Here is a 26,371-nt window from a genome sequence, read left to right on the forward strand (position 1 = left end):
CAAGCCCGTGGCGGCACTGCCACCCGGATCAGGTATGTGGACAGCCGTCCGCGCCGGGGCGAGGCGGCCGGTGCGCGAGGTTGACGCGGGCCGGGACGGCGCGGGCGGGCTGCGGAAACCGTTCCTCCCGGTGTCCGCCGGGTGCGGTGCCCGCGGGTGGTGCGCCATGGCCGTAGGGGAGGCGGCCGGGTTCCCGGGCCGGCTCATCCGGATGAGGGATTCGGCCCGCCGGGCCGGACCAACTGCCGCAAGGGACAAGGCGGATGGGGCCCGGCGAGGGGCCGGGACGGGTGGTTGACGGCGGAGCACGGTCCGTACGGCCGATGGGCGGGGTGCGGTGACGCCGTGCTGGGGGCGACACACGACGGCGCGCGGCCGGACGAGGGGACCTCGTGCGGCCGCGCGCCGGGCGCTGCGGGCAGGCGGGGAGGGCCGGCCGGTCGTACGGCGCTCCGCGGGGCGGGTGCCGTACGGCCGCGCCGGTCAGATGTGGCCGACGCCGGCGCCCGCCTCGGCGTTCTCGCCGCGCTTGGTGAAGATCGCGACGACCGCCGCGACGACCGCCACCCCGCAGGCGACCGTGAAGGCCTCGCCCATGCCGGAGACGAAGGTGTCATGGGCGGCGGAGGTGATCTTCTGGGCGATCTCCGGCGGGGTGCCCTTCGGGACCGGGGAGATACCGGCCGAGACGGCGTCGGAGAGCTGGGACGCCTGCGCGGGCGGGACCGGCGGGAGGCCGGCCGACCGCCAGTTGTCCGGGAGGTCGCTGTCGACGCGGGAGGCCATCACCGCGCCGAGCACGGCCGTACCGAGGCTGCCGCCGACCTGCATCGCGGCCTGCTGGAGGCCGCCGGCGACGCCGGAGAGCTCCAGCGGGGCGTTGCCGACGATGACCTCGGTGGCGCCGACCATGACGGGCGCGAGGCCCAGGCCGAGCAGCGCGAACCAGAGGGACATCGGGCCGGTGCCGGTGCCGGTGTCGAGGCCGGACATGCCGTACATGGCGACGGCGGTCAGGACCATGCCGCCGACGAGCGGGATGCGCGGGCCGAACTTGGTGATCAGGGCGCCGGCGAGCGGCGAGCCGACGATCATCATGCCGGTGAGCGGCAGCAGGTGGAGTCCGCTGTCGACGGGCGTCATGCCGTGCACGTTCTGCAGGTAGAACGTCACGAAGAACAGGCCGCCCATGAAGGCGAAGGCCATCAGCACCATCAGGATCGTGCCGGCGGTCAGCGGCAGCGAGCGGAACATCCGCAGCGGGATGAGCGGTTCGCGGACCTTGCTCTCCAGGAGGGCGAAGAGGGCGAAGAGCACCACGGAGGCGATCAGGAAGCCCCAGGTCTTCATGCTGTCCCAGTGCCACTCCCCGGCCTTGATCAGCGGCCAGATGAGGCAGAACATCGCGCTGGAGAGCAGCACGATGCCCGGGATGTCGAACGAGCGGGGGGCGTTCTCCGCGCGGTGGTCCTTGAGGATCACCAGGCCGAGGACCAGGGCCAGCACGCCGACCGGGACGTTGATGAAGAACACGGACTGCCAGTTGACGTGCTCGACCAGCAGTCCGCCGACTATCGGGCCGCCGGCGGTGGAGGCGCCGATGACCATGCCCCAGATGCCGATCGCCATGTTGAGCTTCTCGGCCGGGAAGGTGGCCCGCAGCAGCCCCAGCGCGGCGGGCATCAGCAGCGCGCCGAACAGGCCCTGGAGCACCCGGAAGGTGATCACCAGCGCGACCTCGTGGGAGAAGCCGATGGCCGCGGAGGCGGCGGCGAAGCCGAGGATGCCGATCAGGAAGGTCTGGCGGTGGCCGAAGCGGTCACCGAGCTTGCCCGCCGTGATCAGCGCGATGGCCAGCGCGAGCATGTAGCCGTTGGTGATCCACTGCACGTCGGCGAGGGAGGCGCCGAGGTCCTGCTTGATGGCCGGGTTGGCGATGGCGACGATCGTGCCGTCCAGGGCGACCATCATCACGCCGATGGCGACGGAGAAGAGGGTCAGCCACGGATGACCGCGCAGCCCCTTGGGGGCGTCCGGTACGGGAACTTCCGGCGCGGCTTCGGCGACCGGGGTGTGAGAACTCATACCGGGAGGCTAATGTCAGCCACTGACAATTGACAAAGGGATTCATGAGTCGGTAACTGTCATCTCGCTCACAGGTAACCTGAGCAGCGAGAACACCATGGAAAGGCGGCTCAGGATGGCGACCCCGACGCCGCAGACAGCCCTCGCGGGCCTGCGGGAACGCAAGAAGCGGCGCACCCGCGACGCCCTGATCCGCGCGGCGCTGGAACTGTTCACGGAGCAGGGGTACGAGGCGACGACGATCGACGAGATCGCGGAGGCGGTGGACGTCTCCCAGCGGACGTACTTCCGCTACTTCGCGAACAAGGAGGACGTCGCCTTCGCCGTCCAGGAGATGGTCGAGGCCCGCTTCGTCGAGGAACTGCTCGCGCGGCCCGCGGCGGAGGCGCCGCTGACCGCCCTGCGCACCGCCGTGACGAGGGCCTGGGACGGCATCGCCGGCACCATCGAGTCGGTGATCCCGGTGGAGCTGTACATGCGCTCGTTCCGGATGATCGAGTCGACGCCCGCGCTGATCGCCGCACATCTGCGGCGGTCCTCCGGGCTGGAGGAGCAGATAGCGCGGCTGATCGCCCGGCGCGAGGGGCTGGACGTGGACACCGACCCCCGGCCGCGGGTGCTGGTCGCCGCGTTCGGCGGGGTGATGCGGGTGGCCGGCCAGGTGTGGGGCGAGGGCCAGGAGTGCAGCGTGGCCTCGATCCGCGAGATGACCCAGTCCTACATGGACCACATCGGGCCGGCGATGGAGGACGACTGGGGGACGCGCTGACCCCGGGTCCGCGCCTCACCCGGCCCGGCGGAGCGGCTCGCTCCGGTCCGGCCTCCACACGGGCACCCTTGCCGCGAAATCGCCACCCTGCGTGACGAAAGCGCACCTCTAAGCGATCATGAAGGGCACCCCCTGAGATCGAGCCTGCACGGCTGAGCACCGGAAACCGATGACAGGTGTCCGTTTTGGTCGAAATACCCACCGGGAAACGTGAGATCACTCACGGTCACAGCGGACGCCCCGTCATGTCTCCTAGGGTGGCTCGCGGTGAATTCGTTCTCGGGCCTCGGCCCCTCCTCCGGTTTCCTTCAGTCCACGGCCTGGCGTGCCGCTCTCGCTCTGGCGGTGGTCTTCGTCATGCTCGCCATAACCGGCTGGACGGCGGTCAGAGGCACCAACGAGGACGCCAACCCCTTGGCCACCGCCAGGACGTCCTGGCAGCACGCCACCTTCCTCGGACGCCCGCTGCCCGACCCCCAGGGGCCGCCGGCCGCGCTCCGGGCCTTCTTCGCCAAGCTCAGCCGGGCCGAGAAGCAGCAGCTCGCCGCCCGCTACCCGCTGGTCGTCGGCAACATGGGCGGCGCCCCCGTGAAGCTGCGCTACAAGGCCAACCGGATGGCCATCGACGACGCCCGCCACATCGAGAAGCGCCGGATGAACGACCAGCGGCTCACGCCCGTCGGCCGCCAGGAGGCGGGCCGGCTGATGCACCGCCTCTCATCGATGAGGTCGCCGGGCCGGCAGATCCTGGCCTTCGATCCGGCCGGCGGCGGCCGGGCCGCCGAGGTCTTCGGCAACCTCCCCGCGGCCCAGCGGGTGTCCGTCGTGGTGCCCGGCGTGGACACCAACCTGTCGACGTTCGAGCGCACCGCGCGGGCGACCACCGCCCCGGTCGGTATGGCCCGCGCCCTCTACGGCGCCGAGCGGTCGGCCCGGCCGAGCGCCCGTACGGCCGTGATCGCCTGGGCCGACTACACCTCGCCGTCCGGCGTCGGCGTCGAGGCCGCCACCGGGCAGCTCGCCGCGGCCGGTGCGGACCGGCTGCGCGCCCTGGTCGACTCGCTGCCCTCCTCCGACGCCGTCTCGCTGTTCTGCCACAGCTACGGCTCCGTGGTGTGCGGTGTCGCGGCCCGGGACCTGCCGTCCAACGTCGAGGACATCGCGGTGGCCGGGAGCCCCGGCATGCGGGCCAACAGCCGCTCGGGGCTGGGCACCCAGGCCCGGGTCTGGGCGATGCGGGACGCCGACGACTGGATTCAGGACATCCCGAACCTGGAGGTCGGCGGGCTCGGGCACGGCGCCGACCCGGTCGACCCGTCCTTCGGCTCGCGCATCCTGTCGGCCGACGGCGCCGTCGGGCACGCCGGATACTTCGCGCCGGGCACCGGCAGTCTGCGCAACTTCGCGCTCGTCGGGGTCGGCGCGGCGCACACCGTCAACTGCGCGTCCGACGACCCGCAGTGCGGCACCCGTCCGGTCTGAGGGCCACGGGGCCACAGGTCGGCGGGCACGGCCCGGCGCCCGGGGACGGGCCGTGCCCGCCAACCGCACCCGTCCGCCGCGACGCCCACGAGACGGGAGGCGGCGCAGGTGACCGGAGTGACAGGCACCGCTTCGGCGCGCGCTCCCGAGGTACCCGGAAGGGGGACGGGCGGGCGACCGCCCGCATACGATGAGCCGCATGGGTGATGTGCTGGCCGGTTTTCATGCCGTCTGGGAGTTCGACACGGACTCCGTACTCATCCGCTTCGAACGGGGGATACGCAGGCCGAAGCTGTTCCAGGCGCTCGGTGAGCGACGCATTCCGTACGAGGCGCTGAGCTCCGTGGAGGTGACCGAGGGCAGACGTGGCACGGTGGTGCTGCACGCCGTGCCCCGACATGGCGCCGATCCCCTGATGGAGGCGGCGAACGGGCAGCTCAAGGAGGACTCCGACCCCTATCGGCTGGTGCTGCCGGCCGACCGCGAGACGCTGGCCGAGTACTACGCCGACGAGCTGCGCACGGCGCTCGGCCCCGACGCCAAGGAGCCCGCCGACCGCCATCTGGTGGCCGCGCCGGAGCCCCCGCTGCACTTCAAGGCGTATGACGGCAAGGCGTCCTTCGACGGGCGTGCGGTCGCCTTCCGGTGGTTCTGGACCGGCGCCTCCTCGGCCAAGTGGAAGTGCGGCGACCAGACCTTCTCCGTCGGCGAGTTGGCCGGGGTCGAATGGCGCTCGCCGGAGATCCTCAACGGCTATCTGCGGCTGCTGGAGCGCGGGGCGCGCGAGCCCGGGACGGGCGAGGCGGACCAGGACCCGGCCGCCGTGGTGTTCGGGCTGGGCTACGGCCCCGTGCACGAGTCGCTGCCGTTCGCGGCCTCGGTGCTGCAGGCCGTACGCTCCGCCGAGTCGGCGCAGGAGACGGCGGACGGTGCGCCGGTACGCCACCGGACCGGCGAGACGCGCCGCGATCCGGCGGACATCGCGGACCGGATACGCCACCTCGGCGAGCTGCACGGTGCCGGACTGCTGACCGACGACGAGTTCAGCACGAAGAAGGCCGAGCTGCTGGCGGAACTCTGAAGCGCCCGCCGGTTCACGCGGACCGGGGCGGGAGCGCGGGCCGTTGACCGGGCCGGGACTCATACCGTGGTACGGGGCGAAAGCCCGGCCCCAGGTATGACGCACCCGCCCGCGTGCTCCGCTTAGATAGAGGCGCGATGAGTGGACGAGGTGCCGAAACCGAACACGAGCCGGCGCACGGGCCCGTGCGTGAGACGGCCGGGCAACGGGCGCTGCGCGCCGCACGGCAGGCGCTGCGCCTCCTGGCCGTGGAACTCGGCACCCCGACCGAGCCCGGCACCCCGCTGCTGGGCAGCGTCCGCAGTCCCTGGCTGCGCCGGCTGCCCTACGTCCTCGCCTTCGGCTTCGCGGTCTCCCTGCTGCCGACGACCATCACCGTGCTCAGCAACGACTACGGCCTCACCGGCCGGCTGGCCGGCGCGCTCGCCACCGCGCAGACCGTGCCGCTGCTGCTCGCGGTGACCCGGCCGCTGCAGGCCTGGTGGGTGATCTTCACGGCGGATGTCGTCGGTGCCGTGGCACTGGCCGGTGCCGACGGGGTCGCGGGGCGCGCCTGGCCCTGGCCGCCGATGGAGATCGTCGGCTATCTCGCCCTGATGCTGGCGCTGTCGCTGCGCGAGCGCCGCCGCACCCTGACCGCCGTCTGGCTGACGACCGGAGTGGCAGGCCTGCTCTCCGAGCCGTTCAGTCCCGACGGCGGCGACAACACCTGGGTGCTGCTGTTCGTCCTCACCGGTGTGGTGCTGATGATGGGCGCCACGCTGCGCGAACGCGGCGACGCCCAGCGCAAGTTGATCGAGCAGGAGACCATCAGCGAGGCCGAGCGCGCACACCGGACGCTGCTGGAGGAGCGCGCCCGGATCGCCCGTGAGCTGCATGACGTCGTCGCCCACCACATGTCGGTGATCACGGTCCAGGCGGCCAGCGCCCCGTACCGCATCAGCGGGATGCCCCGGGAGGCCGAGGACGAGTTCGGCGCGATCGCGGCGACCGCCCGGGAGTCGCTGGCGGAGATGCGCCGGCTGCTCGGGGTGCTGCGCAGCGAGGAGGCGGAGCAGCACAGCGGCCCGGAGAAGACCCCGCAGCCCGGGATCGGCATGCTGCCGAAGCTGGTCGAGGGGACCGTACGGGCGGGTGTGCCGGTCGAGTTGGCGCTGCCGGAGGAGCCGGTGGCGCTGGAACCGGCGGTGGACCTGTCCGCGTACCGCATCGTGCAGGAGGCGCTGGCCAATGTGGTGCGGCACGCCCCGGGGGCGCCGACCCGGGTGTCGGTGACGCTGGCCGCGGACGGCGCGCGGCTGACCGTGCTGGTCGTCAACTCCCCGCCGTCCGCGCCGTCCGCGCCGCTGGAGACCAGCGGCACCGGCCACGGCCTGGTCGGGATGCGCGAGCGGGTCCGGCTGGTGGACGGTTCGCTCGACACCGGGCCGCTGCCCGACGGCGGATTCCGGGTCGCCGCCCAGCTCCCCCTCGCACCACCGCCCTCCCCGGCCTCATCCCTCTCCGCAAAGGACTCCCACTCCGTATGACCACGCGCGTGATCATCGTCGACGACCAGGCCATGGTGCGTGCGGGCTTCGCCGCGCTGCTCGCCGCGCAGAGCGACATCGATGTGGTGGGCGACGCCCCGGACGGGGTGCAGGGCGTGGCCCTGAGCCGCCGGACGCACCCCGACGTGGTGCTGATGGATGTGCGGATGCCGGAGATGGACGGCCTGGAGGCGGCCCGTCAGCTGCTCGAACCGCCCGCCGGGGTCACCCACCGTCCGAAGGTGCTGATGCTGACCACCTTCGACGTCGACGACTACGTCTACGAGGCGCTGCGCGCCGGGGCGTCCGGCTTTCTCCTCAAGGACGCGCCGCCGGCCGATCTGATCTCCGCGGTCCGGGTCGTGGCGGCCGGTGAGGCGCTGCTCGCGCCGTCCGTGACCCGGCGGCTGATCGCCGACTTCGCCCGCTCGGGGCCGGTGGCCCGGAAGGGCCGCCCCGCGCTGCGGCTGAACGGGCTGACCCCGCGCGAGACGGAGGTCCTGGAGCTGATCGCCCGCGGGCTGTCCAACCAGGAGATCGCCGATGCCCTGATCGTCGCCGAGCAGACAGTGAAGACCCATGTCAGCCGGGTGCTGGCCAAGTTGGCGCTGCGGGACCGCGCGCAGGCCGTGATCTTCGCGTACGAGTCGGGGCTGGTCTCGCCCGGCGAGCGGTAGCGCCCGGCTCCCCGGGTGTCTCTCCTCCGGGAGGAGGAGCGCGGCGCGAGCCCCCTACCCCCGTAGCCCCCGGGAGTCGGCTCCCCGGGGTGACGCCTCGTCATATCCCCTCTTCCTAGGTTTCCCTCCGGCGCATCCACGGGAGAGGGAGACCCCACCATGTCCAGGCTGTGCACCAACGCCCGCGGCAGACGCACGCGCACCGGCGCCGCCCTGGCGGCCGTGGCGGCGCGCACGCCCCCGGACCGCGACCGCGCGCTCGACGGTCTGCGGGCGCTGGCGCTGCTCGCCGTCCCCACCGGCCACTGGCTGGTGGGCGGCTTCACCCTCGACGCCGTGGGCGCGCTGCACAACGCCAGTCTGCTGACCTCCGTCGGCCAACTCGCCCCGGCCAGCTGGGTCCTGCAACTGCTCGGCATCTTCTTCCTGGTCGGCGGGCACGCGTCGGTGCTGTCCCTGCGGCGTGCCACCGCACGGGGCGAGTCCACCGGGACCTGGCTGCGCGGCCGGCTGGTGCGGCTGGGCCGTCCGGTGCTGGGGGTGACGGCCGTATGGGCACTGCTGCTGCCCCTCCTGTACGGACTGGGCGTGCCCGAGGCGACGCTGCGGACCGGGGCGACGCTGGTGATCCAGCCGCTGTGGTTCGTCGGCGTCTACGCGGTGATCACCGCGCTGACGCCGTTCTGCCGTCGCGCCGCCGGGTGGCTGGGCGTCTGGGCCGCGGCCCCTCTGGCGGTGTCGGTGGCCGTGGTGGACTTCCTGCGCTACGGGCCGTACGCCGACGCCGTTCCGCCGTGGCTGAGCCTGCTCAACCTGCTGCCCGGCTGGATGTTCGCCTATCAGCTCGGCGTCTCCTGGGGCGAGCGGCGGCTCGGCCGACGGGCCGCCTGGTCGCTGCTGCTGGGCGGCGCCGCGGTGTTCGCCGCGCTGCTGCTGTGCTTCCACTACCCGGCGAGCATGGTCGGCGTTCCCGGGCAGGACCGGACGAACTCCCACCCGCCGTCGCTGCTGGTCCTGGCGCTGGCCGCCGCCCAGTCCGGCGCCGCGGTGCTGCTCCGTGACCGGCTCGCCCGGCTGCTGCGCCGGCCCGCCCTGTGGGCGCCGGTGGCGCTCGTCAACCTCTCCGCGCTGACCGTCCTGTGCTGGCACCAGACGGCGATGCTCTCGCTGGCCGTACCGGCGTCCTTCCTGGGGCAGGTCCCCGGGCTGACGACGGCCCCGGACGCCCTCGGCTGGCTGCCGCTCCGGCTCGCCTGGCTGCCGGTCTTCGCCGTCGCGCTGCTCCTCATCGGCCGCACCACCCACCGCTTCGAGGCCCCCTGGACCGGCGCCACCCGCCTCCGCCGCATCGCCACGGCACTCCTGGCCGCCGGGTTCGGGGCCTTCGCGCTGGGGCTGGCCTAGTTGGGGCAGGGCCTCCCGGCCCTGCCCCAACGGCACTACTCCCGTCCGGCCGAGGTGAGCGTCATGTCCGCGTACCGCTCCCCCGCGACCTGCCCGGCGATCGGCTCCAGCCGGGCCAGGTCCTGCTCGGTCAGCCGGATGCGGGTCGCCCCGGTGTTCTCCTCGATCCGGCTGCGCTTGCGGGTGCCGGGGATCGGGACGACGGCCAGGCCGCGCGCCGTGGCCTGATGGTGCAGCCAGGCCAGCGCGATCTGGCCGGGCGTGGCGCCATGGGCGTCGGCGATCGCGCGGACCGGCTCCAGCAGCGCGGCGTTGGCGGCCGCGTTGTCGCCGGTGAAGCGGGGCTGCGTCCGCCGGAAGTCGTCCGCCGCCAGCTCCTTGTCGGCGCTCACGAACGCACCGGTCAGGAAGCCCCGGCCGAGCGGGGAGTACGGCACGAGGCCGACACCCAGCTCGGCCGCGGTCTGCACCACCCCGTCCTCGATGTCCCGGCTGAACAGCGACCACTCGGACTGCACCGCCGCGATCGGGTGCACGGCCTGCGCCGCGCGCAGTTCGCTGCCGGTCACCTCGCTCAGCCCCAGGTGCTTGACCTTGCCCTCGGCGACGAGTTCGGCCATGGCGCCGACCGACTCCTCGACGGGGACGTTCACATCGCGCCGGTGCATGTAGTACAGGTCGATCTCGTCGACGCCCAGGCGCTTCAGGCTGCTCTCGACGGCCTGGCGGATGTACGGCCGGTCGTTGCGGATGACGCGCTTGTACGGGTCGTCCGGGTGGTCCGGGTCGGGCGAGATCGCGAACTTGGTGGCCAGCACGACCTCGTCGCGGTGGGCCCGGACGAAGGGGCCGATGAACTTCTCGTTCTCCCCCATGCCGTACATGTCGGCGGTGTCGAAGAGCGTCACACCCAGTTCCCTGGCCCGCTCCAGCGTGGCCAGCGCCTCGTCGGCGTCCGTCGGGCCGTAGGCGAAGCTCATGCCCATACAGCCCAGACCCTGCACCCCGACACGCGGTCCGCCGGTGCCCAGCTCGACCGTCTCGATCTTCTCGCTACCCATGGAGACCTCAGAACCTCTCGGACGCCCGCCGGGCGTCGGCATAGATGTCGATCTTGTAGTCGAGTACGTCCAGCGTGCTCCGCAGCTCGGCTATCCGCTGCCGGACGTCCTCGCGGTGTGCGGTCAGCAGCTGCTCCCGCTCGGCGAAGGTGCACTCCCCGGCCCGCACCAGCTCGGCGTAGCGGACCATGTCCGCGACCGGCATACCGGTCAGCCGCAGCTTGGTCACCAGGCCCAGCCAGTCCAGATCGCGGTTGGTGAAGCGCCGCTGCCCGGTGTGGGTGCGGTCCACGTGCGGCATCAGGCCGATGCGCTCGTACCAGCGCAGGGTGTGGGCGCTGAGGCCGGTGTGCTCCGCGACCTCGCTGATCGTGTACCGGTCGCGGCCCGCCGGCCGTGGATGCGGGGGCGCGGCGCGGCATTCGTGCACCGCCGCCGGCAGCTCCCTGGTCGCGGTCGCGCCGCTCACCGCCGGTCCGCTCTGCATCACCGTCATGCCCCGTCTCCCCTGTCGCGCCGGACGTCTGCCGGCGGTGTCGCCGGATGCCTCTCGACGGCTTCAACGCTAGAGAGTTCGAGTGCACTCCAGGCAAGCGCCGATCAAGGGAAGACTTGACCGGATTTTGGGGCGCCGGGGCCGGACCGGGGGATCGGGGCCCCGGCCGGGCGCTTGGGGGCAGGCCCTAAGCTCGTGGGCATGCAGAGCCTGCGGATGATCGAGAACTGGCCGGTACCGACCGCTGCGGCCGCCGTCGTGCGCGCCGACGGATCGGTGGCCGGCGCCTACGGCCCCCTGGAGCAGCGCTTTCCGCTGGCGTCCGTGACCAAGCCGCTGGCCGCGTACGCCGCGCTGCTGGCCGTCGAGGAGGGTGCCGTCGAGCTGGACGAGCCGGCCGGGCCCGAGGGGTCCACGGTGCGTCATCTCCTCGCCCACACCTCGGGGCTGGCCTTCGACGAGCCGCGCCCGATGGCCGCGCCGGGCACCCGCCGGATCTACTCCAACGCCGGTTTCGAGGCGCTGGGCGACCACATAGCCAAGGCCACCGACATCCCCTTCGCGCAGTACCTGCACGAGGCGGTGCTCGCGCCGCTCGGGATGACCGCGACGGAGCTGCCCGGTTCGCCCGCCAAGGACGGGGTCTCCACGGTCGCCGACCTGGTCCGTTTCGCGGCCGAGCTGCAGGCGCCACGGCTGCTCGCGCCGGAGACCCTGGCGGCGGCGACCCAGGTCGTCTTCCCCGGTCTGACCGGTGTGCTGCCGGGCTACGGGCACCAGAAGCCCAACGACTGGGGGCTGGGCTTCGAGATCCGTGACGGCAAGTCCCCGCACTGGACAGGCGCCGCGTCCTCGCCCCGCACCTTCGGGCACTTCGGACAGTCCGGGACGTTCCTGTGGGTGGACCCGGACGCCCGCGCGGCCTGTGTGGCGCTCGCCGACCGGGCCTTCGGGCCGTGGGCGGTCGAGGCCTGGCCGCCGCTGACCGACGCGGTGCTGGCCGAGCTGGCACAGACGGCCTGACCCGGCGGGGCCGCGCCGGACGGCTCCAGGCCGGACCGGCCGCCCGCCCCGCACCGGCTCACCCGTACGCCGGTTCCGGCCCCATCTCCCACACCAGGCACTCCGCCGCCGCCAGCCCCCGCAGCTCCAGCCCCGCCGCGTCGGTGATCCGCGCCGCGTCACCGGCCTCCAGCCGCTCGTCGCCGAGCCGTACGGCACCGCGCACCACCTGCACATACGCCCGCGCGGCATCCGGGACCGCGGTCCGTTCGCCGTCGGCGAGGCGGCGCACGTGCAGCAGGGCACCGGCCCGCGGCACCGCGTACGGGGTGCCGTCGGCGATCCCGCGCACCACCTCGTACGACGGCTCCCCGCCGGCGTCCTGCGGCGTCAGCCACATCTGGACGAAGCACAGCGGCCGGTCGCCGTCGTTGCGCTCCACGTGCCGGACGCCGCCCGCCGCGCTGAGCCGCTGGAGATCCCCCGGGCGGACGGTGGTCTCGTGGCCGGCCGAGTCGCGGTGGGTCAGCTCCCCCTCGACCACCCAGGTCACGATCTCCGTGTCGCGGTGCGGGTGCTCGTCGAATCCGGAGCCCGCCGCCAGCCGCTCCTCGTTGCAGGCGATCAGCGGGCCGAAGCGCAGATTGTCCGGGTCGAAATGAGGCCCGAAGGAGAACGCGTGCAGCGACTCGATCCCGGCCTCCGCGTCCCCGCCCGGATACCGTTCATGGCCTCTGCGCACCTGAATCATGGGCCCACCGTAGCCCCGCCCCCGCACCTCCCCGCCCCGATAGTGCAGGCTTGTCCCGTGTCTGAACCCGCATCGCGCGACGCGCACCCGCACTCCGCCACCCTCCGGCGCCTGGAGAACTCCTCCGGCAAACTGGCGGCCGCGGCCATCGCCCGCATGGACGCCACGCTGCCGTGGTACCGCGCGATGCCCCCGGAGAACCGCTCCTGGATCGGCCTGGTGGCACAGGCCGGTATCGCCGCTTTCACCGAGTGGTTCCGGCATCCGGAGACCCCGCAGGCGATCAGTACCGATGTCTTCGGCACGGCGCCGCGCGAACTGACCCGGGCGATCACCCTGCGGCAGACCGTGGAGATGGTGCGCACCACCATCGAGGTCATGGAGTCCGCGATCGACGAGGTCGCGGCGCCGGGCGACGAGTCCGTGCTGCGCGAGGCGCTGCTGGTCTACGCCCGGGAGATCGCCTTCGCCACCGCCCAGGTCTACGCCCAGGCCGCCGAGGCCCGCGGCGCCTGGGACGCCCGGCTGGAGTCGCTGGTGGTCAACGCGGTGCTGTCGGGCGAGGCCGACGAGGGCGCGGTCTCCCGTGCGGCGGCGCTGGGCTGGAACTCCCCCGAGCATGTGTGCGTGGTGCTGGGCACCGCGCCGGACGGGGACAGCGAACTGACCGTGGAGGCCATCCGGCGCGCCGCCCGGCACGCCAAGCTCCAGGTGCTGACCGGTGTGCTGGGCTCCCGCCTGGTGGTGATCGCGGGCGGCTCGGACAATCCGCTGAAGACCGCGAAGGCGCTGATCGGCCCGTATGCCGCCGGTCCCGTGGTGGCCGGTCCGGTGGTCGCCGACCTGCTGGCCGCGACCCGCTCGGCGCAGGCCGCGGCCGCCGGGCTACGGGCCTGTGCCGCCTGGCCGGACGCCCCGCGGCCGGTGCTCGCGGACGATCTGCTGCCGGAGCGCGCGATGGCCTCGGACCCGGTCGCGCGCGAGCAGCTGGTGGAGGAGATCTACAGACCGCTGGAGGAGGCCGGGTCGGCGCTGCTGGAGACACTGAGCGTCTATCTGGAGCAGGCGAGCAGTCTGGAGGGGGCCGCCAGGATGCTCTTCGTGCACCCCAACACCGTGCGCTATCGGCTTCGACGTGTGACCGACGTCACCGGCTGGTCACCCTCCGATGTGCGCTCGGCGTTCACCCTCCGTATCGCGTTGATCCTGGGGCGCCTGGCTGACGGTGAGGCACAACCCTAGACTTTTGTCGGACACCAACAATTCCCCCGATGGTTCTTCGTCCCTGTCCCCACGGGCGGGCGGAACCACCCACAAGAGAGAGTGTGAGGGTGCTCGTACTCGTCGCTCCCGGCCAAGGCGCTCAGACGCCCGGCTTCCTGACTCCCTGGCTCGACCTTCCCGGTGTCGAGGACCGGCTCCGTGCCTGGTCGGACGCCATCGACCTGGACCTGGTCCACTACGGCACCAAGGCGGACGAGGAGGAGATCCGCGACACCTCGGTGGCGCAGCCGCTGCTGGTGGCCTCCGCCCTGCTCTCCGCCCGGCAGCTGTTCCCGCAGGCCGACGCCGTCGCCGCACAGGCCGGCGCGGTGGCCGGCCACAGCGTCGGTGAGCTGGCCGCCGCCGCGCTGGCCGGCACGCTGTCCGACGAGGACGCGATGGTGCTGGTGCGCCGCCGCGGTCTGGCGATGGCCGAGGCCGCCGCCGTCACCGAGACCGGTATGGCCGCGCTGCTGGGCGGCGACGAGGCCGTCGTCATCCCGCACCTGGAGCAGCTGGGCCTGACTCCGGCGAACGTGAACGGCGCCGGCCAGATCGTCGCCGCGGGCACCGCCGAGCAGATCGCCGCGCTGGTCGAGAACAAGCCGGAGGGCACTCGCCGGGTCGTACCGCTGAAGGTGGCCGGCGCGTTCCATACTCACCACATGGCTCCCGCCGTCTCCGCCCTGGAATCCGCGACCGCCCAGCTGCCGGTCGCCGATCCGCACACCCGTTACGTCTCCAACAAGGACGGCGCGCTGGTCTCCTCCGGCCAGGAGCTGGTGCAGCGGCTGGTGGGCCAGGTGGCCAACCCCGTGCGCTGGGACCTGTGCATGGAGACCTTCAAGGAGCTGGGGGTCACCACCCTCATCGAGGCGGCCCCCGGCGGCACGCTCACCGGCCTGGCCAAGCGCGCACTGCCCGGCGTGCGGACCCTCGCCCTCAAGACGCCCGATGACCTCGACGCGGCCCGCACGCTGATCGCCGAGCAATCCGCACCGGCCGAATAGGAGTCCGCAGCGCATGACCTCGAAGATCAAGCCCTCGAAGGGCGCCCCGTACGCGCGGATCATGGGCGTCGGCGGCTACCGCCCGACCCGTGTCGTGCCGAACGAGGAGATCCTCAAGCACATCGACTCGTCCGACGAGTGGATTCGTTCGCGGTCCGGTATCGCGACCCGCCACTGGGCGGGCCCCGAGGAGACCGTGGCGACCATGTCGGTCGAGGCGTCCGGCAAGGCCATCGCCGACGCGGGGATCACGCCCGAGCAGATCGGCGCCGTGATCGTCTCCACCGTCTCGCACTTCAAGCAGACCCCGGCGGTCGCGACGGAGATCGCGCACCGGATCGGCGCCGGCAAGCCGGCCGCGTTCGACATCTCGGCGGGCTGTGCGGGCTTCGGCTACGGCCTGACCCTGGCCAAGGGTCTGGTGACCGAGGGCTCGGCGGAGTACGTGCTGGTCCTCGGTGTGGAGCGGCTCTCGGACCTGACCGATCTGGAGGACCGTGCGACGGCCTTCCTCTTCGGTGACGGGGCCGGCGCGGTGATCGTCGGTCCGGCCGACGAGCCCGCCATCGGCCCGACAGTCTGGGGGTCGGAGGGCGACAAGTCCGAGACCATCAAGCAGACCCTCGGCTGGGACGTCTACCGCCCCACCCCGGTGCCCGGAGGGGACGCCCCCGAGGGCCGTCCGGCTCCGGAGGAGATCCGCTACCCCGCCATCACCCAGGAGGGCCAGGCGGTCTTCCGGTGGGCGGTGTTCGAGATGGCGAAGGTCGCCCAGCAGGCGCTGGACGCGGCCGGCATCAGCCCGGACGACCTGGACGTCTTCATTCCGCACCAGGCCAACATGCGGATCATCGACTCGATGGTGAAGACTCTGAAGCTGCCGGAGAGCGTGACGGTCGCCCGCGACGTGGAGACCACCGGCAACACCTCGGCCGCCTCCATCCCGCTCGCCATGGAGCGGCTGTTGGCGACCGGACAGGCCAAGAGCGGCGACACCGCGCTGGTCATCGGCTTCGGGGCGGGTCTCGTGTACGCCGCTACGGTCGTTACCCTCCCCTAGGCAGATCTGCGCAGCACCGTACGTCTCCGGACGTCTCGGCCGTCGCAAGGATCTTCACCGCAAGTAACGCAGTTTCCCCATAAAATGACCGAAGGAGCGCCATCATGGCCGCCACTCAGGAAGAGATCGTCGCCGGTCTCGCCGAGATTGTGAACGAGATCGCCGGGATTCCCACCGAGGACGTCCAGGTGGACAAGTCCTTCACCGACGACCTGGACGTCGACTCGCTGTCCATGGTCGAGGTCGTCGTCGCCGCCGAAGAGCGCTTCGACGTGAAGATCCCGGACGACGACGTCAAGAACCTCAAGACGGTCGGCGACGCGACCGACTACATCCTCAAGCACCAGAGCTGATCCAGCTTCTGCGCAGTCGCCACCCCGCGGTGGCGCCGTCGATTCAGACCCCTCTACCCGTGGAGTAAGAATTCCCGTGAACGCGACCAATCGCACCGTGGTCGTCACCGGTATCGGCGCAACCACACCGCTGGGTGGCGACACCGCTTCGACCTGGGAGGGCCTGCTGGCCGGACGCTCCGGCATCAGCACCCTCGAACAGGAGTGGGCCACCGATCTGCCGGTCCGTATCGCCGGTCAGATCGCCGTCGAGCCCTCCGAGATCATTCCGCGCCCGCAGGCCCGCAAGCTGGACCGCTCGGCGCAGTTCGCGCTCGTCGCGGCCCAGGAGGCCTGGAAGGACGCGGGCTTCACCGCCAAGGCGGGCGAGGACACCGCGGTCAACCCCGACCGCCTGGGCGCCGTCATCGCCTCCGGCATCGGCGGCGTGACGACCCTGCTCGACCAGTACGACGTGCTCAAGGAGAAGGGCGTCCGCCGCGTCTCCCCGCACACCGTGCCGATGCTGATGCCGAACTCGCCGTCCGCGAACGTCGGTATCGAGTTCAACGCCCGCGCCGGTGTGCACACGCCGGTCTCGGCCTGTGCGTCGGGCGCGGAGGCCATCGGCTACGCGATCGAGATGATCCGCTCCGGCCGCGCCGACGTCGTCGTCGCGGGAGGCACGGAGGCCGCCATCCACCCGCTGCCGATCGTCGCGTTCGGCAACATGATGGCGATGTCCAAGAACAACGACGACCCGCAGGGCGCCTCGCGCCCCTGGGACGTCGACCGCAACGGCTTCGTGCTCGGCGAGGGCGCGGGCGTGATCGTCCTGGAATCCGAGGAGCACGCCAGGGCCCGCGGCGCCAAGATCTACGCGGAGGCCGTCGGCCAGGGCATCTCGGCCGACGCGCACCACATCACGCAGCCCGAGCCGTCCGGCAACGGCATCGCGGCCGCGCTGCAGAACCTCCTCGACAACACCGACCTCCAGCCCGCCGAGATCGTGCACGTGAACGCGCACGCGACCTCGACGCCGGCCGGTGACGTCGGTGAGCTCCGGGCGCTGCGCAAGGCGTTCGGTGACGACGTCGACCACATGGCCATCACCAGCACGAAGTCGATGACCGGTCACCTCCTGGGTGGCGCGGGCGGTGTCGAGACGGTGGCCACGGTCCTCGCGCTCAAGAACCGCGTCGCCCCGCCGACGATCAACATCGACCAGCTCGACCCGGAGGCCGACGCCGACATCGTCCGCGGCGAGCCCCGGCAGCTGCCGGCCGAGGGCCGGATCGCGGCCCTGAACGACTCGTTCGGCTTCGGCGGCCACAACGTGGTCCTGGCCTTCCGTACGGTCTGAGGCACGTTCGGCACACCCTGAGGGCCCGCCCGGTGGACACCCACCGGGCGGGCCCTCGGGCGTGTCAGCCGTCTGCGCCGCCGAAGCTCGCGAAGTACGCCGCCACGGCGTCCTCTTGGCCGTGCCCCTGCTCCTCGGCCCGGCGGAGGCGTTCCGCGCCGGCGGCCACCAGATCCATCCGTACGCCGGCCTCCCGGGCGGCCTCGGTGCTGAGCACCGTCAACTCGCCCTTCTCCGCAGGCGCCTTGGTGCCCAGTACGGGGGCGTCCACGAAGCGCAGGCGGTGCGCGTCGGCGAAGCGGGCGAGCGCGGCCGGCCCCTCGGCCCCGACGGCGCCCATGATTCCGGTGCCGAGCACCGCTACGGAGAGAGTGTCGGAAGACGTGTTGTCGGCCATGACGGCACGCTAAGGGCTGTCGCGCAGTCCCTGGAGCGGGCGCGAAGGCGAGCGCCGCCCGCGTGTCGGGGCGCGCCGGGTCCGGTCCGAACGGCGGGCCCTAGACGACCTGGTGGAGCCAGCGGACGGGGGCGCCCTCGCCCGCGTACCGGAAGGGTTCCAGTTCGTCGTCCCAGGGTTTGCCGAGGAGCTTGGCGACCTCGGCGGCGAGTTCGGTCTCGCCGCCGGCCGCGCGGACGACCGCGGCGCGCAGCCGGTCCTCGGGGATGAGGATGTCGCCGTGGATGCCGGTGACGGCGTGGAAGATCCCCAGTTCGGGGGTGGAGCTGTAGCGCTCGCCCTCGGCGGTGGAGCAGGGTTCCGCGGTCACCTCGAAGCGCAGCAGGTGCCAGCCGCGCAGCGCGGAGGCCAGCTTGGACGCCGTGCCGGCCTCGCCCTGCCAGGAGAACTCGGCTCTCCACGTGCCGGGGGCCGCCGGCTGGCGAATCCAGTCGAGGTTGACGCGCACGCCGAGGACGCCCGCCACGGCCCATTCGACGTGCGGGCACAGCGCGCGCGGAGCGGAGTGGACGTACAGAACTCCACGTGTCGTCACCGGGACCTCCAGTGCGGTTCGAGGTTCGCCTTCCCCAGCGGCCTCGTGCCCGTTCCGGTTGCGGCCGGGACAGTTGTCATTCTGCCCCGGTGATCGCTTCGGCACCAGCATGCTGGTGACCTACAGTAAACACCATTGGGCGGAATTTGCCGCAAATGGGACAGGAAATGACGTGATGCAATTTGTCTGTGCCGACTGCACTCGCCACTTCGGGTCACCGCCCGGCAAGCACGGGGCAAAGCTATCGCGCGGTGCCGGTCGAGGGGGTGACGTACCGTCGGTACCCGAAGAGATATCACTCGCACGCCGGAGGGGACAGGGGATGACGCGGATCGATCGGCCCTTTCGCCCGTGGCGGAGCCGCTTCGGCCGCCGTTCCTCACGTACCGTCGCCCTCGGTTCCGCACTGGTGATCGCCCTCACCGCCTGTAGTGGTGGCGGCTCCGCTCCGCAGTCCGGCGCGGCGGGCAAGCGGAAGGCCGCGAAGGCACCCGTCTGGCGCACCCACCCCCGCTCGATCGCGGCCCTCGGCGACTCCATCACCGTCGGCTTCGACGCCTGTACGGTCCTCTCCGACTGCCCGCAGGTCTCCTGGTCCACGGGCACCAGCCCCAAGGTCGACAGCCTGGCCCGACGGCTCGTCAAGAACCCCGCCAGGCAGAGCTGGAACCTCGCGCGCGCCGGTGCGCTGATGACCGATCTGCCGGACCAGGTCACCGCGGCCGCCGACCGGAAGCCGGAGCTGGTCACGGTGCTGATCGGCGCCAACGACGCCTGCCGGCGCGAGGTGCGCTCGATGACGCCGACGGACGCCTTCCACGCCGACTTCGCGCGCTCCATGAAGTACCTGCGGCGCGCGCTGCCGCACACCCAGGTGTATGTCGCGGCGGTGCCGGATCTGCTGCGGCTGTGGTCGGAGGGGCGCAAGAACCCGCTCGGCAAGCAGGTGTGGAAGCTGGGGATCTGCGGGTCCATGCTGCGCGATCCGGACGATCTGACGCAGGCGGCACAGGACCGGCGGGAGCAGGTCCAGGACCGGGTGCGGGACTACAACTCGGCGCTGGCGGAGGTGTGCGGCAAGGACCCGCTGTGCCGGTTCGACAGGTCGGTCTTCGACTACCGCTTCACGGGGCGGCAGTTGAGCACCTGGGACTGGTTCCACCCGGGCACCGGCGGCCAGAAGCAGCTGGCGGAGCTGGCGTTCCGCACCATCACCCGGCCCGGCCGCGGCGGTTGACCGCGCTCCCCGGGCTCCGTCCCGGCGGCCGGCGGGCATAGGGTCGCTGCCATGACGACGCAGGTCAGCAGGGAAGCCTTCGGCGCACTGGACGACGGAACGCGGGTCGACCGCTGGACCCTGGATTCGGGGCCGGGCGGGGTGCGGGTCCGTGTCCTGACCTACGGCGGCATCATCCAGACGGTGGAGGCACCGGACCGGGACGGGGAGCGGGCGCAGCTGGCGCTGGGGTTCGCGGACCTCGGCTCGTATGTCGCGCACGGCGGGTCGCACTTCGGGGCGCTGGTCGGGCGGTATGCGAACCGGATCGCCGGGGCCGCGTTCCGGCTCGACGGCCGGACCTGGCCGCTGACGCCCAACGACGGGCGCAACAGCCTGCACGGCGGGGCGCGGAACTTCTCCCGGGTGGTGTGGGACGCCCGGCCGGTCGACGGCGGGGTGCAGCTGCGCCGGGTCAGCCCGGACGGGGAGGAGGGCTTCCCGGGCGCGCTGGACGTGCGGGTGGCGTACGCCCTCTCCCGCGATGGCGCGCTGCGGATCGTCTCCCGTGCGCGGACCGACGCACCGACCGTCGTCAACCTCACCAACCACACGTACCTCAACCTGGGCGGGGACGGCAGCGGTAGTGCCGCCGGCCACCGGCTGCGGCTGGCGGCGTCCCGGTACACGCCCTGCGACGACAGCGGCATTCCGCTGCCCGGCGCGCCGGCCGAGGTCGCCGGTACCCGCTTCGACTTCCGGGCGGCGCGCGCGGTGGACGGGGCCTACGACCACAACTTCGCGCTGGACGGCGGGGTGTGCCACGCGCTGCGCACGGTCGCGGAGTTGCACGACCCCGTTTCCGGCCGCGCCCTGGAACTGGCCACCACCGAGCCCGGACTGCAGCTCTACACCGCCGGCCATCTCGACGGCACCCTGACCGGCGCCTCCGGCGTCCCCTACGGGCCGGCGGCCGGACTGGCCCTGGAAACCCAGCACTTCCCGGACTCGCCGAACCGGCCGGACTTCCCCAGCACGGTGCTGCGGCCCGGAGAGACCTACCGGTCGGAGACCGTGTACCGCTTCTCGGTGCGGGCGGGGAGTGCGGGAGCCCCCTAAGGGCACGGCCGTGTGAGGTCATCCTGTGCGGCGACGCCGTGGGGCGGGGCGGCGCGGAACGATGTCGGTGATCGGTTGTCCGGTCCGTTCCGTTTCCGTCCGTTGCCTGTCCGGGAGACCTCTCACCATGGCCCGCCTGCGTACCCCTCATCTCGTACTGTCCTGTGCGGCGTTGGCCGTCATCGCGGCCGGCTGTTCGCTGGCGGACCACGGCCCGGTGAAGAAGGCGGAGCGCACGTACACCGTGGACGGCAGGATCGCCGCACTGTCGGCGACGACGCACGGAGGGAACATAGAGGTCGTCCCGGTCGGCGCGGGCGGCCCGGTCAGGGTGACGGAGAAGTACGTCTACAACGACAGCAAGCCGAGCCCCGAACACCGCGTCGAGAACGGCACGCTGAAGCTCACGGCCGAGGAGTGCGGCATGGGGCGCCGGTGCGAGGTGGCCTACCGGGTGCTGCTGCCGCGCGATGCCCGGGTCGACCTGCGGACCAGCGGCGGGGACATCACCGTCCGCGGCGCCACGGGCGGCATCGCCGCGGAGACCAGCGGCGGCGACATCACCGTCAAGGACTCCACGGCCCGCGCGATGAAGGCGAGGACCAGCGGCGGCAACGTGGATCTCGCGCTGTCCACGGCCCCGGACGAGGTGTCGGGCCGCACCAGCGGAGGCAATGTCACCATCCGTCTGCCGAAGGGCACCTACGCCGTGGAGGCCACCACGAGCGGCGGCAACCGCAAGGTCTCCGTCGCGACGGACGAGAACTCCGCGCACAAGGTCACGGCACACACGAGCGGCGGTGATGTGACGGTGGTGCCCTCATGAAGCGACGGCGGGACCGGCGGGGGCGTCCCTGGGGAGGAGCGCCCCCGCCCATGGCCCGGTCAGCCGACGGTGACCTCCGCGGTCAGCCTGCGGTCGTCGACGCTGTGCGCCGCCTCGACGAGGTAGACGCCCTTGACCCGGTGCCAGCCGTCGCCCTCCGCGTCCCAGACGGCGAACGCCCGGTCCGGCAGCGGGATCTCGGCCTCGGCGCTCTCACCGGGACCGGCCTCGACGACGGAGAAGCCGGCCAGCCAGCGCTCCGGGCGCTCCGGAGCATCCGGGGCGGCGTCCGCGGTGGGCGCCAGATAGATCTGGACGACCTCGCGTCCGGGCCGGTCCCCCGCGTTGCGGACCCGCACCCGCACCGAGTCCGGGGTGGTGTCCAGCGACTCGTACTCCCAGTCGGTGTAGCCGAGGCCGTGCCCGAAGGGGTAGGCGGGGGCGGCAGCGGACCGCTGCCAGCCGCGGTAGCCGACGAACACCCCCTCCGCGTAGTCGAGTTGCCCGTCGTCCGGGGTGACGGTGGTGACCGGGGCGTCGTCGAGGCGGGCGGGCCAGGTGGTGGGCAGCCGGCCGCCCGGCTCATGGGTGCCGAGCAGCACGTCCGCCAGCGCCGCCCCGGCCTCCTGGCCGGGGAACCAGCTCAGCAGCACGGCCGCGACCTCCTCGCGCCACGGAAGCTCCACCGGGGAGCCGGAGTTGACGACCACGACGGTGTGCGGGTTGGCGGCGGCGACCCGGCGCACCAGCTCGTCCTGGCGGCCGGGCAGCCGCAGCTCGTCCCGGTCGAAGCCCTCGGACTCGGTCTCCTCGGTGGTGCCGACGACGACGAGCGCCACATCGGCGCCGGCCGCGGCGCGGACCGCCTCGGTGAGCTCCGCGTCCGCGTCGCCCCGCGGCGCCCGGTGGCCGAGGGAGAACGCCAGCGCGGCCGGCCCCTCGCCGCGGTCCGTCCCGTCCGGGACGTACCGCAGGCCGACCTCGACCGGCTCGTCCGCCGTGAGCTGCGCCGTCACCCGTCGTTCGGCGGGGTTCAGGAACGCCTCGAAGGGGTCACCGCCCGCCGGTGCGCACCGTCCGTCGAAGAGCACCGCGCCGCCGACGGTCAGCCGCAGCTCACCGGTGCCGGTGACGGCGAGGGTGTGGCGGCCGGTGTGCCGCGGGGTGAAGCTGCCGGTCAGTTCGACGGCGCTCAGGTTCTGCCGGGTGACGCCCTCGGGGAAGCGGCCCATCACCTGCACCCTGCCGTCGTGCTGCGCGGTCTCGGCGAGCGTCCGGCCGTCCGCGGCCAGGTAGCGGGCGCGCAGGGCGAAGCCCTCACGGGCGTGCGGGACCCGGCAGCGCGGATCGGCGCCGGCCGCGAAGGTGATCTCGACGTCGTCGGGCAGCGCGGCGCGCAGCCCCTCCAGCGGGGAGACGACCGCCTCGGGGAAGACGGTCGCCGACCCGCCGCCGAGCACCCGTGCCTCGCGCGCGGCCCCGCCGATGACGGCGACCCTGCGGACCGTGGCGGCGTCGAGCGGCAGCGCCCGCCGCGCGCCGTCCACCGGCTCGTTGCGCAGCAGGACACACCCCCGCCGGGCGATCTCACGGGCCAGCGCCCGGCCGTCGATCCCCCGCGGGACCTCGTCCGGGCCGACCGCGGCCGGCACCCCGTCCAGACACCCGGTGCGGGCGGCGAGCAGCAGCACCCGGCGCACCGCGTCGTCCACCTCCGACTCGGCCACCTCCCCCCGGCGGACGGCCTCGGCGAGCGGCGCGCCGTAGACCGTACGGGGCCCCGGCATGGCCACGTCCAGGCCGCCGCGCAGGGCGCGCACGGTGTTCCTGGCGGCCGTCCAATCGGAGACGTTGCAGCCGTCGAAGCCCCACTCACCGCGCAGGACGCCCTGGACGAGGTCCCGGTGTTCGGTCATCGTCGCGCCGTTGACCTGGTTGTAGGCGGTCATCACGGCCCAGGGACGGGCGTTTTCCACGAGGTGCTCGAAGGGCGCGAGATAGAGCTCGCGCAGCGGGCGGGGGGCGATGCGGTTGTCGACGGTGAGCCGGTCGGTCTCCGCGTCGTTGCCCACGAAGTGCTTGACGGTCGCGCCGACGCCGCCCTCCTGCACCCCACGGACATATCCCGCCCCGATCTCGCCGGTGAGCAGCGGGTCCTCCGCATAGCACTCGAAGTGCCGGCCGCCGAGCGGTGAGCGGTGCAGATTGACCGTCGGCGCCAGCAGGACGTGCACGCCCTTGCGGCGGGCCTCCTGGGCGAGGAGCTGACCGGCCCGGCGGGCCAGATCGGGGTCCCAGGTGGCGGCCAGCGCCGTGGGGCTGGGCAGCGCGACCGAGGGGTCCGCGGCGTTCCACTCCTGGCCGCGCACCCCGACCGGGCCGTCCGACATCACCAGCGACCGCAGGCCGATCGCGGGCACGGCCGGCAGCGTCCACATGTCCTGGCCGGACAGCAGCCGGGTCTTGGTGTCGAGGTCGAGCGCGGCGAGGGCCCGCTCGACGGCCGCGGTGTGCTCCTGTGTGCGGCCGGGGGCATGATGGTGGGCGGCGTCAGCGGTGGGGCCGTGGGGATGGTGGTCGGTCATGCGGCTCTCCGGTGTTCCCTGGGTGGACGTGCGAACCCCCGTGTCCGGATTCTTGTCGGCCTGCCTCCCAACCGGTAGGCGCCGTTACCTTTCCGTTACATCAGTCGTACGGGATCTCCACGGGAGGGTTACGCTCGGCCGGTGACTGCACGAGACCAGGACGGACACCACGGCGGCGGGCCGGGCGCACGGCGGACCGGCGGCGGGCGCGAGGCCCAGCGCGCGGAGCGGCGTGCGGCGATCCTGGAGGCCGCCATGGAGCTGATCGCCGAGCGCGGCTACCGCCGTACCTCGCTCGCCGCCGTCGCCGAACGCGCCGGGCTGACCCAGCAGGGCCTGCTGCACCACTTCCCCTCCAAGGAGCTGCTGCTGGCGGGGGTGCTGGAGACCCGCGACCGCTGGGATCTGGCCTCGGCCGCCGCGGCGGCCGGCGCCCGGCACACCGACACCCTCGCCCAGCTCGTCGACTACAACGCCACCCGCCCCGGCCTCGTCCGGACCTACACGGTGCTGTCCGCCGACAGCGTCACCGAGGAGCACCCCGCCCGCCCCTTCTTCGAGTCCCGCTTCCGGGCCGTGCGCGCGGCGATGGCCACGGTGCTGCGGACCGAGTGCGGCGAGGACCTGCCCGGCGGGCTGACCCCGGAGCGGGCGGCGCCGCTGATGGTCGCCGCGATGGACGGGCTGCAGCTGCAGTGGCTGCTGGACCCGGACGAGGTGGACATGCCGGCGGCCTTCCGGGACTTCCTGGCGCTGCTCGGGTGCGGCCAGGCGCGGGCCGGGGAGACCGGTGACGGCCCCGGGGAGGAGCCGGGCGGGGAGACCGGCGAGGGGCCGGATGAGAGGCCGGGCGAGCGCTGACGCCCGGAACCCGTGGGCCGGAAGGGCCCGTTGGCCCCGCGCGTCCCCGACACCGCCTCTACCGCCCCCGCGCGCGCCCCGCTTTACTCGCCCCATGACACGCATACGTACCAGGATGGGCGCGCTCGGTGTCGCGCTGCTGGCCGTCGCCCCGCTGGCCCTGACGGCCCCGGCCACCGCGGCCCCCGGGGCGGACAGCACGGTGGAGGAGGGGCGGCTGACGCAGGCGGCGCCGCGGGAGATCCTGCGGCGCAGCGGATTCGACGTGTGGGAGCGGGACTTCGCGCGCGGTCTGGCGCGGGTGACGAGCTACCCGGAGGCCCGGCGCCATGTCGCGGACGAGGCGCGGGCGCTGTGGCGGCGGGCCGTGGACCGGGCGCAGGGCCGCGGGCCCGCCGGGGGCGATCTGAGCCGGGACGACGACCGTCCGCTGTACTGGGCGCGGCTCGGGATGACGAGGGAACTACGGCAGTGGCGGCCCGAGTTCGGGCTGACCGAGAGTGAGCGAGACGCCCTGCTCGGGTCGCTGGAGCGGGGCTCGCGCGGACAGGACTCGCTCGCGCTGCCCGCCGGGAAGGAGGTGCTGCGGGTCGTGGTGACCGGCTTCGACCCGTTCCAGCTGGACGACGACGCCCGGCGGAGCAATCCGTCGGGGGCGGCGGCGCTCGCGCTGGACGGGACGACGGTGCGGACCGCCTCCGGGAAGCCGGCCCGGATCGAGACCGCGGTCTTCCCCGTACGGTGGGCCGACTTCGCGGCGGGCACGGTGGAGCGCACCCTGCTGCCGCACTTCCGGGGCGGGCCACGGCAGGCCGACGTGTTCACGACGGTCAGCCAGGGGCGGCCCGGACGGTTCGACGTCGAGCGGACCAACGGGGCCTGGCGGGGCGGCTATCCGGACAACGCCCGGGAGTCCCGTACGGAGGTCGTGCCGATTCCCGCGGGGGTGCCGACCGTACGGCCGCAGCCGCAGTGGACGGCCACCAGCCTGCCGTACGCGCGGATCGTGGCGGCCGGCACCGGGCCGTATCCGGTGGTCGACCACACCGCCGTGACCGAGATCCCGGCGGGCGGCGGCGCACCGGTCGACCGGCCGGACGGACCGACCCCGGGCTCCACGGCGCGTTCCGGGGGCGGCGGCGACTATCTGTCCAATGAGATCGCCTACCGGGCGACGCTGCTGCGGGACGCGGTGCGGCCGGCGATCCCGGGCGGGCATCTGCACACTCCGGTCCTGGAGTTCGGCCCCGGCAACACGGACCCGGCGCACGGCCAGGTCACCGACCCCGCCTTCGTACGGAACCGGATCGCGATCACCGGGCAGGTGCGGGCGGTCGTGACGGTGGCGGCGTCGGAGGCGGCGGCTCAGGCGGCGGCCCGGAAGTAGGAGGGCCAAGAGACAGCGGT

Annotated in this window: 24 protein-coding genes; 17 read left to right on the top strand and 7 right to left on the bottom strand. The window is 73.0% G+C overall.

What is annotated here, in order from left to right; translation table 11 throughout:
• Positions 1-483: 483 nt before the first annotated feature.
• Entirely contained in the window at positions 484-1,971 is a 1,488-nt protein-coding gene (locus tag ACWC9R_RS01730) for an MFS transporter (RefSeq protein ID WP_450728275.1), read from the bottom strand.
• Positions 1,972-2,200: 229 nt separating this feature from the next.
• Here ACWC9R_RS01730 and ACWC9R_RS01735 point away from each other — a divergent pair, with 229 nt between their 5' ends.
• The 6 genes from ACWC9R_RS01735 (at position 2,201) to ACWC9R_RS01760 (ending at position 9,027) form a co-directional block, all read left to right on the top strand.
• Entirely contained in the window at positions 2,201-2,854 is a 654-nt protein-coding gene (locus ACWC9R_RS01735; protein WP_450727990.1) for a TetR/AcrR family transcriptional regulator, read from the top strand.
• 267 nt (positions 2,855-3,121) lie between these two features.
• Complete coding sequence (locus ACWC9R_RS01740) at positions 3,122-4,336, top strand: alpha/beta hydrolase (protein WP_450727992.1); 1,215 nt, start codon at positions 3,122-3,124, stop codon at positions 4,334-4,336.
• Between the two features lie 199 nt (positions 4,337-4,535).
• Positions 4,536-5,417 carry a DUF4429 domain-containing protein gene (locus tag ACWC9R_RS01745; RefSeq protein WP_450727994.1) on the top strand — a complete coding sequence of 294 codons (882 nt, stop codon included), beginning with the start codon at positions 4,536-4,538 and terminating at the stop codon, positions 5,415-5,417.
• 137 nt (positions 5,418-5,554) lie between these two features.
• Positions 5,555-6,946 carry a sensor histidine kinase gene (locus tag ACWC9R_RS01750; RefSeq protein WP_450727996.1) on the top strand — a complete coding sequence of 464 codons (1,392 nt, stop codon included), beginning with the start codon at positions 5,555-5,557 and terminating at the stop codon, positions 6,944-6,946.
• Positions 6,943-7,623: a response regulator gene (locus ACWC9R_RS01755; RefSeq protein ID WP_450727998.1), complete on the top strand. Its 681-nt coding sequence runs from the start codon at positions 6,943-6,945 to the stop codon at positions 7,621-7,623. The genes ACWC9R_RS01750 and ACWC9R_RS01755 overlap by 4 nt, the downstream gene beginning before the upstream one ends.
• A 159-nt stretch (positions 7,624-7,782) precedes the next feature.
• Positions 7,783-9,027, top strand: a complete 1,245-nt coding sequence (locus ACWC9R_RS01760) for an acyltransferase family protein (RefSeq protein ID WP_450728000.1) — start codon at positions 7,783-7,785, stop codon at positions 9,025-9,027.
• Positions 9,028-9,062: 35 nt separating this feature from the next.
• Here the strand turns inward: ACWC9R_RS01760 and ACWC9R_RS01765 are convergent, their stop codons facing one another.
• The gene (locus tag ACWC9R_RS01765; protein WP_450728002.1) at positions 9,063-10,088 is read right to left on the bottom strand and encodes an aldo/keto reductase; all 1,026 of its coding nucleotides are present in this window, start codon (positions 10,086-10,088) and stop codon (positions 9,063-9,065) included.
• A 7-nt stretch (positions 10,089-10,095) separates the two neighbouring features.
• Positions 10,096-10,584, bottom strand: coding sequence for a MerR family transcriptional regulator (locus ACWC9R_RS01770; protein ID WP_450728004.1), 489 nt, complete (start codon positions 10,582-10,584; stop codon positions 10,096-10,098).
• 201 nt (positions 10,585-10,785) lie between these two features.
• Here ACWC9R_RS01770 and ACWC9R_RS01775 point away from each other — a divergent pair, with 201 nt between their 5' ends.
• Positions 10,786-11,607 (top strand): serine hydrolase domain-containing protein, encoded by an 822-nt coding sequence (locus ACWC9R_RS01775; protein WP_450728006.1) that lies wholly within the window; start codon positions 10,786-10,788, stop codon positions 11,605-11,607.
• Positions 11,608-11,665: 58 nt separating this feature from the next.
• Here the strand turns inward: ACWC9R_RS01775 and ACWC9R_RS01780 are convergent, their stop codons facing one another.
• On the bottom strand, positions 11,666-12,337 hold the full coding sequence (locus ACWC9R_RS01780) for a pirin family protein (protein WP_450728008.1): 672 nt from the start codon (positions 12,335-12,337) through the stop codon (positions 11,666-11,668).
• A 57-nt stretch (positions 12,338-12,394) separates the two neighbouring features.
• Between ACWC9R_RS01780 and ACWC9R_RS01785 the strand changes: the two genes are divergently transcribed.
• The 5 genes from ACWC9R_RS01785 to fabF all read left to right on the top strand — a co-directional run bounded on the left by ACWC9R_RS01785 (position 12,395) and on the right by fabF (position 17,365).
• The gene (locus ACWC9R_RS01785; protein ID WP_450728010.1) at positions 12,395-13,579 is read left to right on the top strand and encodes a PucR family transcriptional regulator; all 1,185 of its coding nucleotides are present in this window, start codon (positions 12,395-12,397) and stop codon (positions 13,577-13,579) included.
• An 89-nt stretch (positions 13,580-13,668) separates the two neighbouring features.
• The gene (locus ACWC9R_RS01790; RefSeq protein WP_450728012.1) at positions 13,669-14,610 is read left to right on the top strand and encodes an ACP S-malonyltransferase; all 942 of its coding nucleotides are present in this window, start codon (positions 13,669-13,671) and stop codon (positions 14,608-14,610) included.
• Positions 14,611-14,623: 13 nt separating this feature from the next.
• Complete coding sequence (locus ACWC9R_RS01795) at positions 14,624-15,670, top strand: ketoacyl-ACP synthase III (RefSeq protein WP_362608488.1); 1,047 nt, start codon at positions 14,624-14,626, stop codon at positions 15,668-15,670.
• Positions 15,671-15,774: 104 nt separating this feature from the next.
• A complete protein-coding gene (locus ACWC9R_RS01800) occupies positions 15,775-16,023 on the top strand; it encodes an acyl carrier protein (RefSeq protein WP_006605825.1) in 249 nt (82 codons plus the stop codon).
• A 76-nt stretch (positions 16,024-16,099) separates the two neighbouring features.
• The gene (gene fabF / locus ACWC9R_RS01805; protein WP_362608490.1) at positions 16,100-17,365 is read left to right on the top strand and encodes a beta-ketoacyl-ACP synthase II; all 1,266 of its coding nucleotides are present in this window, start codon (positions 16,100-16,102) and stop codon (positions 17,363-17,365) included.
• A 64-nt stretch (positions 17,366-17,429) separates the two neighbouring features.
• On the opposite strand, the gene ACWC9R_RS01810 is transcribed toward fabF, so the two are convergent.
• The gene (locus ACWC9R_RS01810) at positions 17,430-17,762 is read right to left on the bottom strand and encodes an NAD(P)-binding domain-containing protein (protein ID WP_450728015.1); all 333 of its coding nucleotides are present in this window, start codon (positions 17,760-17,762) and stop codon (positions 17,430-17,432) included.
• Positions 17,763-17,862: 100 nt separating this feature from the next.
• Complete coding sequence (locus ACWC9R_RS01815; protein ID WP_393359658.1) at positions 17,863-18,357, bottom strand: DUF3145 domain-containing protein; 495 nt, start codon at positions 18,355-18,357, stop codon at positions 17,863-17,865.
• Between the two features lie 322 nt (positions 18,358-18,679).
• Between ACWC9R_RS01815 and ACWC9R_RS01820 the strand changes: the two genes are divergently transcribed.
• From ACWC9R_RS01820 to ACWC9R_RS01830, 3 genes are all read left to right on the top strand, one after another.
• A complete protein-coding gene (locus tag ACWC9R_RS01820) occupies positions 18,680-19,594 on the top strand; it encodes an SGNH/GDSL hydrolase family protein (RefSeq protein WP_450728018.1) in 915 nt (304 codons plus the stop codon).
• A gap of 51 nt (positions 19,595-19,645) precedes the next feature.
• Positions 19,646-20,692 (top strand): aldose epimerase family protein, encoded by a 1,047-nt coding sequence (locus ACWC9R_RS01825; RefSeq protein WP_450728020.1) that lies wholly within the window; start codon positions 19,646-19,648, stop codon positions 20,690-20,692.
• 127 nt (positions 20,693-20,819) lie between these two features.
• Positions 20,820-21,518 carry a DUF4097 family beta strand repeat-containing protein gene (locus ACWC9R_RS01830; protein WP_450728022.1) on the top strand — a complete coding sequence of 233 codons (699 nt, stop codon included), beginning with the start codon at positions 20,820-20,822 and terminating at the stop codon, positions 21,516-21,518.
• A gap of 59 nt (positions 21,519-21,577) precedes the next feature.
• Here ACWC9R_RS01830 and ACWC9R_RS01835 read toward each other — a convergent pair whose 3' ends face one another.
• Positions 21,578-24,103, bottom strand: coding sequence for a beta-glucosidase (locus tag ACWC9R_RS01835; RefSeq protein ID WP_450728024.1), 2,526 nt, complete (start codon positions 24,101-24,103; stop codon positions 21,578-21,580).
• A 141-nt stretch (positions 24,104-24,244) separates the two neighbouring features.
• Here ACWC9R_RS01835 and ACWC9R_RS01840 point away from each other — a divergent pair, with 141 nt between their 5' ends.
• Both ACWC9R_RS01840 and ACWC9R_RS01845 read left to right on the top strand, forming a co-directional pair.
• Positions 24,245-24,964, top strand: coding sequence for a TetR/AcrR family transcriptional regulator (locus tag ACWC9R_RS01840; protein ID WP_450728026.1), 720 nt, complete (start codon positions 24,245-24,247; stop codon positions 24,962-24,964).
• Positions 24,965-25,058: 94 nt separating this feature from the next.
• Positions 25,059-26,351, top strand: a complete 1,293-nt coding sequence (locus tag ACWC9R_RS01845; protein ID WP_450728028.1) for a pyroglutamyl peptidase — start codon at positions 25,059-25,061, stop codon at positions 26,349-26,351.
• Positions 26,352-26,371: the final 20 nt, after the last annotated feature.

The organism is Streptomyces sp. NPDC001219, from assembly GCF_053597915.1.